9 protein-coding genes and 1 pseudogene are annotated in these 13,785 nt (G+C 51.3%); 4 read left to right on the forward strand and 6 right to left on the reverse strand.

Annotation, left to right across the window (positions count from 1 at the left end):
- Window positions 1-232 precede the first annotated feature (232 nt).
- A complete protein-coding gene (locus SIK97_RS27175; RefSeq protein WP_014228740.1) occupies window positions 233-1,120 on the forward strand; it encodes an ATP-grasp fold amidoligase family protein in 888 nt (295 codons plus the stop codon).
- A 35-nt stretch (window positions 1,121-1,155) separates the two neighbouring features.
- Here the strand turns inward: SIK97_RS27175 and SIK97_RS27180 are convergent, their stop codons facing one another.
- A complete protein-coding gene (locus SIK97_RS27180; protein ID WP_014228739.1) occupies window positions 1,156-2,226 on the reverse strand; it encodes an ATP-binding protein in 1,071 nt (356 codons plus the stop codon).
- On the reverse strand, window positions 2,223-2,927 hold the full coding sequence (locus SIK97_RS27185) for a response regulator (RefSeq protein ID WP_004131145.1): 705 nt from the start codon (window positions 2,925-2,927) through the stop codon (window positions 2,223-2,225). The genes SIK97_RS27180 and SIK97_RS27185 overlap by 4 nt, the downstream gene beginning before the upstream one ends.
- A 358-nt stretch (window positions 2,928-3,285) precedes the next feature.
- On the opposite strand from SIK97_RS27185, the gene SIK97_RS27190 reads away from it, so the two are divergent.
- Together SIK97_RS27190 and SIK97_RS27195 are read left to right on the forward strand one after the other, a co-directional pair.
- On the forward strand, window positions 3,286-3,672 hold the full coding sequence (locus tag SIK97_RS27190) for a hypothetical protein (protein WP_057173574.1): 387 nt from the start codon (window positions 3,286-3,288) through the stop codon (window positions 3,670-3,672).
- A gap of 318 nt (window positions 3,673-3,990) precedes the next feature.
- Window positions 3,991-7,110, forward strand: a complete 3,120-nt coding sequence (locus SIK97_RS27195) for a multidrug efflux RND transporter permease subunit (RefSeq protein ID WP_057173551.1) — start codon at window positions 3,991-3,993, stop codon at window positions 7,108-7,110.
- Window positions 7,111-7,746: 636 nt separating this feature from the next.
- Here the strand turns inward: SIK97_RS27195 and SIK97_RS27200 are convergent.
- A complete protein-coding gene (locus SIK97_RS27200; protein ID WP_004849645.1) occupies window positions 7,747-7,968 on the reverse strand; it encodes a cold shock domain-containing protein in 222 nt (73 codons plus the stop codon).
- A gap of 664 nt (window positions 7,969-8,632) precedes the next feature.
- On the opposite strand from SIK97_RS27200, the gene cspA reads away from it, so the two are divergent.
- A complete protein-coding gene (gene cspA, locus SIK97_RS27205; RefSeq protein ID WP_004849644.1) occupies window positions 8,633-8,845 on the forward strand; it encodes an RNA chaperone/antiterminator CspA in 213 nt (70 codons plus the stop codon).
- A 137-nt stretch (window positions 8,846-8,982) separates the two neighbouring features.
- Here the strand turns inward: cspA and SIK97_RS27210 are convergent, their stop codons facing one another.
- The 3 genes and pseudogenes from SIK97_RS27210 to SIK97_RS27220 all read right to left on the reverse strand — a co-directional run bounded on the left by SIK97_RS27210 (window position 8,983) and on the right by SIK97_RS27220 (window position 13,759).
- Window positions 8,983-10,416, reverse strand: a complete 1,434-nt coding sequence (locus SIK97_RS27210; protein ID WP_057173553.1) for an anion permease — start codon at window positions 10,414-10,416, stop codon at window positions 8,983-8,985.
- A 108-nt stretch (window positions 10,417-10,524) separates the two neighbouring features.
- Window positions 10,525-13,125: pseudogene (gene acnB, locus SIK97_RS27215) on the reverse strand (bifunctional aconitate hydratase 2/2-methylisocitrate dehydratase).
- 67 nt (window positions 13,126-13,192) lie between these two features.
- Complete coding sequence (locus SIK97_RS27220) at window positions 13,193-13,759, reverse strand: RBBP9/YdeN family alpha/beta hydrolase (RefSeq protein WP_047724131.1); 567 nt, start codon at window positions 13,757-13,759, stop codon at window positions 13,193-13,195.
- Between the last annotated feature and the right edge of the window lie 26 nt (window positions 13,760-13,785).

Below are 13,785 nucleotides of genomic sequence, written 5' to 3' on the forward strand. Positions count from 1 at the left end.
ATCCTTATTTAAGTTAAAACTGACAACCCTTCTGACATGCTGTTGTTACCGCCCAGCGTAGCCGTATCAAAGGTATTTTTACCGATTCGCTAAAAGCCCGTTCTTACTGGCGCCAGCCGCGCACGCGTTGTGATTTCACGCCACAGCCAGCCTGCTCCATCTCCACTCCATAATCTGAACAATATCACTCAATCCTCCTTCGTCAGAATATTCATTACGCTCAGGAGGAACCATGAACAAGCTGAACTACTCTCTTAAATACGTCGAATACTTATTCAGAAAATGCCGGGGAATGATGACTTCGGATCTTTACTTTCATACTGCCAAACTCAACAAAGCGTCGCAAACCTTTGCCAATCTCAAAAAACCTATCACGCTGAGTGAGAAGATATGCCACCGCCTCGTCTTCGATCATAACGCCCTTTATACTCTGCTGGCCGACAAACTGGCGGTCAGAGAATATGTCCGTACACGAACGCAGCTTGTGCAGGTGATACCGTTAATTGGCGTTTACCACCGCGCAGAGGATATTGATTTTAGCAGACTCCCGGCAAAATTCGTGTTGAAGTGCAATCATGACTGCGGCAGCACCGTTATATGCACCGACAGAGACAATTTTAATCCGGCCAATACCTTAAACCGACTCAAGCTGGCGCTCAAAAAGAATATGTATTACACAACCCGAGAGTGGCAATATAAGCATATTGCCCCGGTTATTCTCTGTGAGATGTTTATCGACTTATTTTCTGACCGAGATAAGAACGTTACGCCTGAAATGTTAAGAATACACTGTTTTCATGGGGTAGCCTGCTTTGTGGAGGCTGATTTCACCGATAAACAGGGGCGCGAATATATTAATGTCTATGACAGATCGTGGCGGCTGCAGCCTTTTCAGATGGAATATCCAAACACGCCGGGGCCGGTACCTGAACCCGAATCCTTTCATCGCGCCGTCACTGCCGCGCAGGAATTGGCAAAAGAGATTGACTACTGCCGTGTCGATCTGATGCTAAAAGAAAATGAAATCTATTTCAGTGAAATAACATTAAGTCCGAAGCGAGGTAAACTTAATATCACACCGGCGATATGGGATGCTAAGCTCGGGGACATGTGGCACTGATGTCTCCAGAAACAGGCTCAATTGAGCCTGTTTTGTCAGGGCAGGTTGACGGGCCATGATAATTTAAAAATCGAGTGATTTTCTCGTGACAACCGATAGCTCACGCTGCCGCCGTGAGCGAGCATAATCGCTTTGACGACCGATAATCCCAATCCGCAGCCTTGAGGATTAATATGTCTGGCATATTCTCCGCGCTGAAAAGGTTCAAATAACAGCCGCTGGAGTTCTTCAGGAATTCCGGGACCGCGATCCTGAACCAGAATATAATTTTCTTTGCCAGAGGTTCCATTCTTTACCAGCAAAGTTCGGGAGGTGGAATATTTTAACGCATTATCGAACAGTACCGTCAGGCACTGCGTCATACGCAAAGGATCGCAAACGCACAACTGCTGCTTGAGTTCAGTGATAAGGGTGAACCGCTTGCTGCGAAACTCCGGTAAAAAAGTGTCAAGCGCGCTGGTAATCGTCGCTTCGAGATCGACCTCGCTGAGCGTCAGCGTATAGCCGGCGCCGCCGGAGGAACTTACGACCCGCAGATCCTCGATTAAATTAGTCAGGCCTTCCGTTTGTCTCAGCAGGTTTCTGAATAGCGCAGGCTCTGGCTCAAACACCCCTTCGACCAGCCCCTGAAGCCTTCCGCGCAGAATAGTGACGGGAGTTCTGAGTTCGTGAGCGATGGCCGCGTTCCACAGATTTCGCTGAACGTCGAGGGTCTGCAGCTTTTCCGCCATTTCATTGAAATCATTAACAAGATTATTAATCTCGCCCAGCTGAGAGCTGGTTCCGGACGCTCTTGCGCCAAGATTGCCCTGCGAAATTTGTTTCAGGCTCTGGGCAACGGCATTTAGCGGCGTCAATATTCTGGCAGAGAGTTTCACGGTAAAAAACAGCGATACCACCAGACTGGTGACTGAAGCTATCATGATCCACAGCCAGTCCAGCAAGGTCATATCATCTTCGCTCCCGGAGACGGCGCCTCCCGGCAGGTAGTCAATCAAGAAGCTATAAAATAGATAAGAGCCCACCACGGCGATAGCGATAATAATGAAGGTTAACGACAGCATATAGGTCAATATCTGACGGCTCAGAATCGTTTCTTTGTTCATTTTTTCTCACCTAACCGATAGCCCACTCCTCTGATGCTCTCCGGGATGCCTTTGAGCCCCGCGTGTTCAAGCTTTTTCCGCAGTTTACTCATATGGCTATCAACGGTTCGATCAAGTGAATCCCCCTCGGGCAGGCAGGCATCGAGTAACTCTTCGCGTGAGCACACCTTTCGCGGACTGCGCGCCAGGTAGGTCAAAAGCTTAAATTCGGTGGTGGTCAACACCGGGGTGACAATCTTATTCTCGACGGTAATTTCCACATAAAATTCATCGGGATAAATGGTCAGAAACGGCAATCTTAATGGCCTTGAATTGGCGACTTCCGCATTCGGCCGGGTTCTGCGGAGTACCGCTTCCACTCTGGCGATCACCTCGGAGGGATTAAACGGTTTTATCACGTAGTCATCTGCGCCGAGCCTCAGTCCCATCAGTTTATCGACGTCCTGATCAAGCGCGGTCACCATGATAACCGGCACGTTAGTCTCTTTGCGTAAGGTCGTCAGCACGTTCCAGCCATCATAAACGGGTAGATGGATATCCAGTAACACGAGGTCCGGTTTATGCAGACGGGTAAGATTTATCGCCTGCTCGCCGTCCTCCGCCCGACAGGTTTTCATTCCCGCCCGATGTAAATAGCCTGTCAGAATAGCGGCAATTTCATCGTCATCCTCGGCGATAATTATCAGATTGCTTTTGTTCATTTTAGTTTCCACATTACCGATAATAGATTTTATTTTATCTTAAAAAGATTTTATGCCGTACTTGTTTAAACGTTCTACAACCTAATCTCAGGCACCAGCCGCGAGTGGATATTTTCCCTGTTAAAAGCAATGTGACAAGCCCGGAGTTAAAAAGTTGCACACGCCGCATTTTTTCCTGCCGATATAAAGCACGCGGAACGCGTCTCCATACTGGCTACACAATCACGAAATAAACAATCAACATACCGCTGCGACAATCCTTCATCGAGGAAGAAAAGTGAAAGCGTGAGTGTGACACGCACGCCTGAGAATTCAGCTCGCCAGGCAACTGATGTGGGCCCCTGTCAGAGAAAACATTATGGAAAGCTTAAGTAATATTCGTCGTGAAAAAGTTCTCGCTGCCTTTATATTTTCCCTGACAGCATGGGCGTTACTTTATTTATGGTTATACCTGGTACATGCCATTGATGAAAAGGTAGCTTCCACGACGCTGTCATCGCCATTGGTCCATGCCAGCATCACCGTCTCAGTCCTGGCGTTTATATTCCAAAAGAAACCTGGCGCGTTAAGAGAATTAGCGATTATCGTCTTCTGGCTGGTATTAATATTTATTTATAGCATTGTTGTATTTAATATACTTTTGAATATCGTACCCGACATATATGATATTGTCTTTTATTATGAGTGCTTTTTGCTGATCGTTTTCTGCGGTTCTCCGGCGTATTTATTGATGCGGATGATTTGATTTTAGGCCATGAGAAAGATAGCCCTCTTTAGCCGAGTGCGGCAGCCGCGTTCATAAGATTAACCGGGAATATGCATACACACTCCCTCCATAAATCGGCCATTGGCGGTCAACATCGCGCATTTAGACTTAGCCTCTTCCTCCTCGGCCTCGTTCTGGCCGGATGGCGATATATGCCATTCGCGCAGGAGACAATTGCTCGAACGTTGCCGCCTGGATGACGCTATCGCACGAGTTTACCGGAGGATAGGCCCCGGGAAACCGAGCGGTCATCCTGAATTTACTGACCTTTTTGTTTGTTGACTGGATGTCTATCTGATGCCGCACTTTTTTATTGAACGTCCTATTTTCGCCTGGGTGGTCGCGCTGTTTATCGTGCTGACGGGAATATTGTCCATTCCGCGCCTGCCGGTTGCGCAATATCCTGCCGTCGCACCGCCGGGCATTATTATTTCGCTCAGCTATCCGGGGGCCAGCCCGGATGTGATGAATACGTCTGTTGTTTCACTTATCGAGCGCGAGATTTCTGGCGTGGATAATTTGCTTTATTTTGAATCCACCAGCGATACCACCGGCATGGCTTCCATTACGGTAACCTTCAGGCCGGGAACGGACGTTAAGCTCGCGCAGATGGATCTGCAAAACCAGATTAAAATCGTCGAGCCGCGTTTACCACAGGCGGTAAGGCAAAATGGCATAACGGTTGAGGCGGCCAATTCCGGCTTTCTGATGATGGTGGGGTTAAAATCCCCGACGGGAGAGTATCAGGAGGCTGATTTAAGCGACTATTTTGCTCGCAATGTGATCGATGAGCTGCGCCGCGTCCCTGGCGTTGGCAAAGTCCAGCTCTTCGGCGGGGAAAAAGCGCTGCGTATCTGGCTGGATCCTATAAAGCTCCACGGTTACGGGCTTTCCGTCACGGACGTGGTGAGCGCTGTCGGCCAACAAAACGTGATTGTTTCTCCCGGCAGAACGGGAGATGAACCAACGACGCCGCAGCAGGCCGTTACTTATCCGATAACCGTTAAAGGTCAGCTCTCATCGGTTGAGGCGTTTCGCAACATTACCTTAAAATCTGAGGTGACTGGCGCACGGCTAAAGTTGGCTGATATTGCGCGCGTGGAGTCCGGGTTACAAAGCTATGCTTTTGGCATACGAGAAAACGGCGTTCCCGCCACGGCTGCCGCTATTCAGCTCTCTCCCGGCGCAAATGCGATCGGCACGGCATCGGGGGTCCGCGCGCGGCTGGCGGAGCTTTCAGGCGTGCTTCCTGAAGCAATGGCGTTCACGGTTCCGTTTGATACCGCCCCCTTTGTGAAGCTTTCTATTTTGAAGGTGGTGGAGACCTTTGCCGAAGCAATGGTGCTGGTGTTTCTCGTTATGCTGCTGTTTCTGCACAAAATCCGCTGCACGTTTATCCCCGCAATCGTAGCCCCGGTGGCGCTGCTGGGCACCTTAACGGTGATGCTGCTTAGCGGCTATACCATCAATATCCTGACCATGTTCGGCATGGTGCTGGCAATCGGCATCATTGTTGATGACGCTATTGTTGTTGTGGAGAACGTTGAGCGCCTCATGGAAGAAAAGGGGCTCTCCCCGAAGCAGGCCACGCGGGAAGCGATGAGTGAAATCACCCCGGCCATTATGGGTATTACGCTGGTGCTGACCGCGGTATTTATTCCCATGGGTTTTGCCGACGGGTCGGTAGGGATTATTTACCGGCAATTCTGCATTTCTATGGCAGTATCCATTTTATTATCGGCATTCCTGGCGCTGACGCTCACCCCTGCCCTTTGCGCTACGTTACTTCGGCCGCATCAGCCTGACCGGAGCAAAGGCGGCAGGTTTTCCGCGTGGTTTAACGCCCGTTTTCACCGCCTCTCCTCATTTTACGCCTCCGGGCTCGGGTTTGTTCTGAAACGGACCGGACGCATGATGCTGCTGTATACCGCGCTCTGTCTCGCGCTGTATGCCGGTCTATCCTCATTACCTTCGTCATTTTTACCGGATGAAGATCAGGGTTACTTTATGTCGTCGATCCAGCTCCCTTCCGACGCTACGATGCAGCGTACGCTTAAGGTGGTACAACGATTTGAAGATGAAATTGCCGCGCGGCAGGCCGTTGAAAGCAACATCATGATCCTGGGATTTGGGTTTTCAGGCTCAGGGCAGAACTCTGCCATGGCTTTCACCACCTTGAAGGACTGGAAAAATCGCGAGGGCGCGACCGCCCAGGGTGAAGCAGAGTATATTCAAAGCAGTATGGAAAGCGTTCCCGATGCCGTCACGATGAGCCTGCTCCCTCCGGCTATCTCCGACATGGGGACCTCATCCGGGTTTACCTGGTATTTGCAGGACCGTGGCGGCAAGGGCTATCCGGCCCTGAAAAAGGCAGCGGATGAGCTGGTAAAGCGTGCGAACCAGAGTCACCTGTTGAACGATGTCTATATCGATGGGCTCCCTGAAGGGAGCAGCCTAATGCTTAACGTCGACAGGGAAAAGGCGGAAGCGATGGGCGTACCGTTTGATGAGATTAACCAAACGATTTCCGTCGCAACGGGCTCCAGTTACGTCAATGACTATACCAATAATGGCCGGGTTCAACAGGTGATCGTTCAGGCGGATGCGCCCTACCGTATGCAACCGCAGCAGTTATTGACGCTGTCGGTGAAGAACCGCTCGGGGCAGATGCTTCCTTTGGCGGCGTTTGTGACGCTCTCCTGGAACGTTGCCCCGCAGCAGCTCAACCGCTATCAGGGATATCCGGCCATACGCATTAGCGGAAGCGCCGCCGCGGGCGAGTCCACGGGTAGCGCAATAATGGCGATGGAGAAGCTGGCGGACCAGTTGCCGGCGGGTTTCGCCGGAGAATGGGCGGGGAGTTCGTTACAGGAAAAGCAGTCCGCGTCACAGCTGCCGGGGCTGATAATACTCTCGGTGCTGGTCGTATTTATGGTGCTGGCCGCACTCTATGAAAGCTGGTCGATTCCCTTCGCGGTAATGCTTGTGGTTCCTCTCGGCCTGCTCGGCGCGGTTGTGGCCGTGACGGTGGCGAATATGACCAACGATGTCTTTTTTAAAGTGGGCCTGATAACCCTGATTGGCCTTTCCGCTAAAAATGCGATTCTGATTGTGGAATTTGCCAGACAACTGATGAGCCAGGGAATGAACGTGGTGGATGCAACATTACTCGCCTCAACGCAGCGCTTACGCCCCATACTCATGACCTCGCTGGCATTTACATTAGGCGTCGTACCGCTGATGCTGGCCAGCGGGGCGAGCGACACGACCCAGCATGCCCTGGGAACGGGCGTCTTCGGGGGTATGATAAGCGCAACGGTGCTGGCTATCTTCTTTGTCCCCGTCTTTTTCGTCATGATTACGCGGTGCATTAAACAACGTCGGAAAGGGGAAAACACCCCGCGCCATATTAAATAGCACGAGGTTGGTACGAGCGCAGCTGGAACGACAAGACGAGTTTTACGCTGCGTTAAGGGAAAGGATGTCGCCGCGCTTTAGACTCGCTTGCCTCACTCGTTCGGCGGTCTTGTCGTCAGCCGCTAAACAGCGGCTGTTAAGGCTAATGGCGCGCGCTTTTCATGGCATCCTGCTTGCCCGGATTGCACGGCTCTTTTGTGCCTGGAAGATAAAATTTTCCGGACGAGTCAGGCTGCGTTCCGCCGGGGCAACCATCGCGTCCCGACGCGGTCGCGCTGCCATCAGAGCCATTGCCCCCATCCGAGTTATTCCCATTCCCGCCGTCGCCGCCATTCCCGCCGTTAGCGGCATAGGCTGAGCATGCGCACAGCATGAAGAAACACACCAAAAAGCGTCTGACCATCACTATCCCCTGTCATCGGATTTAAATACTGACTAAAAGCCGATGAATTGTACGCGCTTCCAGAATCCGTTGAACGCATTTCTGCCGCATCGCCGGATAAGAAAAACCGTACGCAACGCGGCTGTCGTTGCGCTCAGGGACAGGACATGGAATAAGGGAGAAAAATCCTGGGACAGGCCGTCGTGATATCGCCAGCACGGCTTTCGCTATCGCGGGCGTAACGCTATAAATCGTTATTTATCGCACAGTATGACATGGGTGGCGGCAGGGCCTTTGTCATCTCTATGGAGTATGGCATATTCAACTTTCTGGCCTTCAAACAGGGTATTAAAATTATCACCACGCAGCGCCGAGCAATGGACCGAGATATCTTTACCGCCATCGAGAGGTGAAATGAAACCAAATCCCTTCGACTCATTATACCACTTGACCAGACCTTTAATTCTTGAGGACATACTGACTCCAGTTGCGCATCAGGTAATTGACAGAAAACGTGTCGGATTAAACGTATGGACTCAAAAGAAAGGGGGTATCAGCGATAGCGCCTGGTAATGAGAACGGGCCGGTAAAATTTTTAAGTGCATGCGTTTTTTCGGATTAATAATTTCATTAAGGCATGAATACCATTAATAAGCAAATGAAATTTTAGCCGTCCAGATACCCCGATGGGGATAAATAATGAGAAACGGCCTAAATTAATCGCGCTGCGACCGGTGATATGGCTTCACCGCCGGGTGAGCCTGTTCGGAAAAATAAAAAAACATTCTCTGCAGATTCATCCACGTCACCGTAACCAAAAATCGAGTTAACCCAATGAAATACTGAAAGTTATTATCATTACGTCATCAATAAGTCGCTGGTGAATCACTCCCCCCTCTTCCCGTATCACCCTCCGCCCCGGCAATATCAATTGAAATAAGTCTTGCTATCCGCGGTGAAGTATGTGACTAATGATTAGTCGGTTAAGTACACAGACATAATAAAGCGGTTCAGTAAAGCAGTCCTCATCTTAAGTGTTATCCGTTGATAATTCTTCCTTTTGAGTCTCCTTATCGTTATTAATTAGATTCTGTGCGAAACCTTTTCGCCGTAAGGCTCAGATATGTTGAGGTATTATCAATGTCTAATAAAATGACTGGTTTAGTAAAATGGTTTAATGAGTCGAAAGGCTTTGGTTTCATCACCCCGGACAACGGTAGCAAAGATGTATTTGTACATTTTTCCGCTATCCAGGGCGGCGGTTTTAAGACCCTGAACGAAGGCCAGAAAGTCGAATTCACCATTGAAGATGGCCAGAAAGGCCCTTCTGCCGGTAACGTCTTCGCCATCTAAGCTGCGCTTTATTCGCTGGCGGTAGATTTCAGCTTCGCTGCCGATGATGGACTCACGCCAGTTAAAAAACCCTGACATCATGTCGGGGTTTTTTCGTTATATCGCGAGCCGTCAGGTAATAAAAAACAAGGCTGGCCTCAGAGTATTCCGTGCTGAATCAAAAAGCCCCACCACGGAATGCCGACAACCATATGCAGCAGAAACGTTAATAAAGCGATTATGGTCCCGGTTAACCACCAGGATTTAATATCGTTATAACCGGCGGCAAAGATAATCGGCCCGGCGGCACCGCCATAGTGCGTGATACAGCCCCCGTAAGAGTTAGAAAACAGGATGGCGAGCGCCAGCAGCGCAGGCGCCGTTCCGGTAACCAGTCCGACGGTGGCGAAGACGGGAACCATAGCCGCGACGTATGCACCGCCGGAGGCGAATAAATAGCGCACGACGATGCTTAAAAAAACAATAATCACAATGGTCGTGTTACCGGCGCCGAGGAAATCCAGATGCTCGGACATAAAGGCGGCAAGCCATTTAAAAAATCCCTCTTTGCTTAAGGTCGCACTCAGTCCAATAATGCCGCCGTACCAGATTAACGTATTCCAGCCGCCCTTATTTTGCAGCACATCATTCCAGCAAATGACATTCGTGAGCAAAGCGCCAGCCATGGCAATCACCGCAACGGAGGATTCATTCAGCCCCAGATAATGAGAAAATATCCAGCCGGAGAGTGCGGAGATAAAGACCACGATCAGCCCTTTCTCTTTCGAACTGATGGGCCCCAGGTTATTCAGGCCCGCAGTGGCTATTTTTACATTGTCTATTTCTTTTAATTGCGGGCGCACTATTTTGTAGGTGATATAAGGAATGACGGCTAACATCAATAGCCCAAGCGGTACCCCCGCCAGAGCCCACCCTACCCAGCTTATGCGGATATGAAAAATATCGGAAATTAACTGTAACGCTAAGGCATTTCCGGCAAACGCGGTCAAAAACATATAGCTGGTGGTTTTAGTCACCATATAGATATTCACCATCAGATAACGTCCGGCCTGACGCGGACTCTCTTTTGGCGTTGAACCTAACACCAGGGCAATGCTATTGATAATCGGGAATACGACGCCGCCGGCGCGTGCGGTGTTAGAGGGCGTCGCCGGTGACAGCATTAAATCCAACAGCGCCGTGACATACCCCAGCCGCAGGGTTGTCCCACCGAACTTTAAAATAAACCAGTACGCCAGACGTTTCCCTAATCCGGTGGTGACAAAAGCGGCGCTCAAAGTAAACGCGCTAAATACCAGCCATGTCGTTCCCGAGGAAAAACCGCTCAGTACATCCATTGACCTGACGGGGGAGTCATCAAATCGTGCCACCGTTAAGCACGACAAGCCTACCGCCGACAGCATGATAACCGGCTCAGGATAAGGCTTACTCACCAGACCTATAATGGATGCCAGGTAGATACCGGCCAGTATCCAGGCTTCTTTCGTTAATCCCGCGGGGGGTGGAATGATGATTGCTAATATAATAATAAAAATAAGCACCGCTATTTTTATTAGCTTTGACTTCAACATGCTTCACCTCGGCTACAATCCGTGTCATTAAAAGCAGAAGCCTCTTTCTTCTGAAGCTTCCGCTGAACAAGTGAGCTATTCACCGTTATTGCTTAATGCAGTAAAGAATTAGCCAGCGAATGTTTTAATAATATTTTTTCCATCATTCGTTGACTGATACTCTGGCAGCCGATCGAAGTTCAGGTAACGATAAATATCGTCCCTTGTTGCTTTGATTTTATCCATGTGCCAGAAATATTGTTCAACGGTCGGCATTTTCCCTATCATCGCCGCCACGGCGCTCAGCTCCGCCGATGCTAAAAAAACGTTCGCATCGGTGCCCAGACGATTCGGGAAGTTACGAGTCGATGTTGAAACAACGGAACTGCCCTGACGTACCCGCGCCTGGTTCCCCATACACAGTGAACAGCCGGCGGGTTCGATTCTGGCGCCCGTTTTTATAAACTGATTAAAGTAGCCTTCACTGGCAAGCTGACGCGCATCCATTTTCGTCGGCGGAGCCAGCCACAGCCGTACGGGTATCTCGCGGGCGTCGGCAATAATTTTACCGGCGGCGCGGAAATGGCCAATATTCGTCATGCAGGAGCCAATAAAGACCTCATCTATCGGCGTACGCGCGACTTCCGACAGCAGCCGGGCGTCATCCGGATCGTTCGGCGCACAGACGATGGGTTCGGTAATTTCCGTGAGATCGATCTCAATCACCGCGGCATATTCGGCGTTCTCATCGGCCACCAGCAGCGACGGATTCGCCAGCCATGCCTCAATTTCCGCAATTCACCGCGCCAGCGTGTCGGCATTTTCATAACCCTGATTAATCATCCAGCGTAGCAATGTGGCATTGGAGCGCAGGTATTCCGCCACGTTCTCCTCTTCCAGACGCAGCACGCACGCCGCTGCGGAGCGTTCGGCCGAGGCGTCGGCCAGTTCAAAGGCCTGCTCCGCTTTCAGCATCCCGAGCCCTTCGATTTCCAGGATACGGCCGGAGAAAATATTGATCTTATTTTTTTTCTCCACCGTCAGTAATCCCTGCTTGCGGGCATAGAGCGGAATAGCGTGAACCAGATCGCGCAGGGTTATCCCCGGCTGCATCTCTCCCGTAAAACGGACCAGTACGGACTCCGGCATATCCAGCGGCATAATGCCCGTTGCCGCAGCAAAGGCCACCAGCCCGGAGCCCCCGGGAAAAGAGATGCCAAGCGGGAAACGGGTGTGCGAATCCGCCCCGGTCCCCACGGTATCAGGAATCAGCATACGGTTAAGCCAGGAGTGGATAATGCCATCACCCGGCTTCAGCGCCACGCCGTTTCGGCGGCTGATAAACTCGGGCAGCGTTTCATGCAGCTTCACATCAACCGGCTTGGGATAGGCCGAAGTATGGCAGAAAGACTGCATAACCAAATCAGCGGAAAAATTCAGGCAGGCCAGATCGGTAAGCTCATCGCGCGTCATTCCTCCGGTGGTATCCTGCGAACCGACGGTGGTGACTCGCGGCTCGCAGTACTGTCCTGGTCGGATCCCGGCAACGCCGCAGGCTCTCCCCACTATTTTCTGCGCCAGCGTAAAGCCGGCGGCTGAGGGTGCCGGCGCTTTCGGCCGGCGGAAAACGTCGGAGGGCGCAAGGTTCAGTGATTGCCGCGCTCTGGCCGTCAGGCTGCGGCCAATAATCAGCGGGATGCGCCCTCCGGCGCGCACTTCATCCAGCAGAACGTCCGTTTTCAGGGAAAATGAGGTAACAGGACGCTGGCTGTGGGTTTCGCAAATCTCCCCGCGATACGGATAGAGATCAATCAGCATTCCCGTGGATAGCGCGGAAACATCCATTTCAAGGGGCAGCGCGCCGGAATCTTCCAGGGTATTAAAAAAGATGGGCGCAATATTGCCGCCAAAAACAAAGCCGCCGCTTCGTTTATTCGGCACCCATGGAATATCGTTGCCAAGGTGCCATAAAATAGAGTTAGTGGCCGATTTTCGCGAAGAGCCGGTGCCGACGACATCGCCGACGTAGACCAGCGGATAGCCCTCTTTCTTTAACTGCTCTAGCTGTCGTATCGGCCCGCGGCTTCCCGGTTCATCCGGGCTGACGCCGTCGCGCGGATGACACAACATGGACAAGGCATGCAGAGGAATATCCGGACGTGACCATGCCTCGGGCGCAGGGGACAAATCATCAGTATTGGTTTCCCCCGTCACTTTGAATACTTTCAGCGTGATCTTCTCCGGCAGCGCCGGACGACGTAAAAACCATTCGGCGTCGGCCCATGACTGAATCACTTTTTGCGCCCAGGCATTTCCTTGTTTCGCCTTTTCTTCCACATCCTTAAATTTTTCAAAAATAAGCAGCGTGGCGCTTAATTGTTCCGCTGCGCTGCTGGCCCAGCGGGGATCGTCCAGTAAGTGAATGAGCGGTTGAACATTATAACCGCCCTGCATGGTGCCCAGCAGTTCAATAGCCTGCTGAGGCGCAATAATACTCGCCGGGTTTTCTTCTTTGATCTGCTGATAAAGAAAATCGGCTTTAATCTTCGCCGCCGGATCGACGCCCGGCGGCACGCGATGCGCTAACAGCTGTACAAGGGCATGTTTATCATCGCAGGTCTTGCTGGTCAGTAATGTAATTAATTCTTGCGTTTGCTCAGCGGTTAACGGCTTCGGTGGAATATTTTTTTCAGCGCGTTCGTCCACATGCTTATTATAAGCTTCTAACATATGCTCTCCGTTTCAGATGTTATTTATCTGAAGGTTGTTTATGTAATAGCGATATCGGGTGGTAAAATTAACTTTTAATAAATTGCGGTAAGCCTTCACAAAATTCTGCTAACTGCTCCAGACCATAATTCCACTCCCCGAATCCGGACTCAGCATTAATATGTCCGGCGTCACCCAGATCGATTAACCGCCCTCCCCAGCATTGCGCCCAGTACTGCGCTCGCTTAAAGGTCATTAACGGATCGTTTCGGCTGGCAAACAGGAGGCTGGGCACCCGCAGCCTCTCGGGAAGTACCGCCTCGTCCAGTTCGAAGAGCGATGGCTCCGCAGGCGCAACCATGACGATACCCGCGATGTTCACCTTTTGCGTCTGAATCAGGCGACATGCGGCGAGCGCCCCAAAGCTGTGGCCGACCAGCACGGCCGGCCGCTGACAGGTAGCCAGCTCCCGACGGATAGCGAATACCCAGGCATCGATATCCGGCTCCAGCCAGTTCCGCTGGCTTATCCGCTTCCAAAAAGGAAAACGACGACTCCAACAGCTTTGCCAGTGATGCTCATCGCTGTCTCGCAGGCCCGGCACCAGAATAGTCGTCAACTTCTCGCTGAGCTGTTCCAGACGTTGGGTAGTCATAAAGCCTTCCTCTCCACGTTCAGTAC

Source organism: Klebsiella sp. JN_Kp126, assembly GCF_033843325.1.
Classification (GTDB): Bacteria; Pseudomonadota; Gammaproteobacteria; order Enterobacterales; family Enterobacteriaceae; genus Klebsiella; species Klebsiella michiganensis.

Coding starts and splice junctions, on each gene's coding strand:
- SIK97_RS27175 (WP_014228740.1), top strand. CDS start 233: ATGAACAAGCTGAACTACTCTCTTAAATACGTCGAATACTTATTCAGA.
- SIK97_RS27180 (WP_014228739.1), bottom strand. CDS start 2,226: ATGAACAAAGAAACGATTCTGAGCCGTCAGATATTGACCTATATGCTG.
- SIK97_RS27185 (WP_004131145.1), bottom strand. CDS start 2,927: ATGAACAAAAGCAATCTGATAATTATCGCCGAGGATGACGATGAAATT.
- SIK97_RS27190 (WP_057173574.1), top strand. CDS start 3,286: ATGGAAAGCTTAAGTAATATTCGTCGTGAAAAAGTTCTCGCTGCCTTT.
- SIK97_RS27195 (WP_057173551.1), top strand. CDS start 3,991: ATGCCGCACTTTTTTATTGAACGTCCTATTTTCGCCTGGGTGGTCGCG.
- SIK97_RS27200 (WP_004849645.1), bottom strand. CDS start 7,968: ATGTCCTCAAGAATTAAAGGTCTGGTCAAGTGGTATAATGAGTCGAAG.
- cspA (WP_004849644.1), top strand. CDS start 8,633: ATGTCTAATAAAATGACTGGTTTAGTAAAATGGTTTAATGAGTCGAAA.
- SIK97_RS27210 (WP_057173553.1), bottom strand. CDS start 10,416: ATGTTGAAGTCAAAGCTAATAAAAATAGCGGTGCTTATTTTTATTATT.
- SIK97_RS27220 (WP_047724131.1), bottom strand. CDS start 13,759: ATGACTACCCAACGTCTGGAACAGCTCAGCGAGAAGTTGACGACTATT.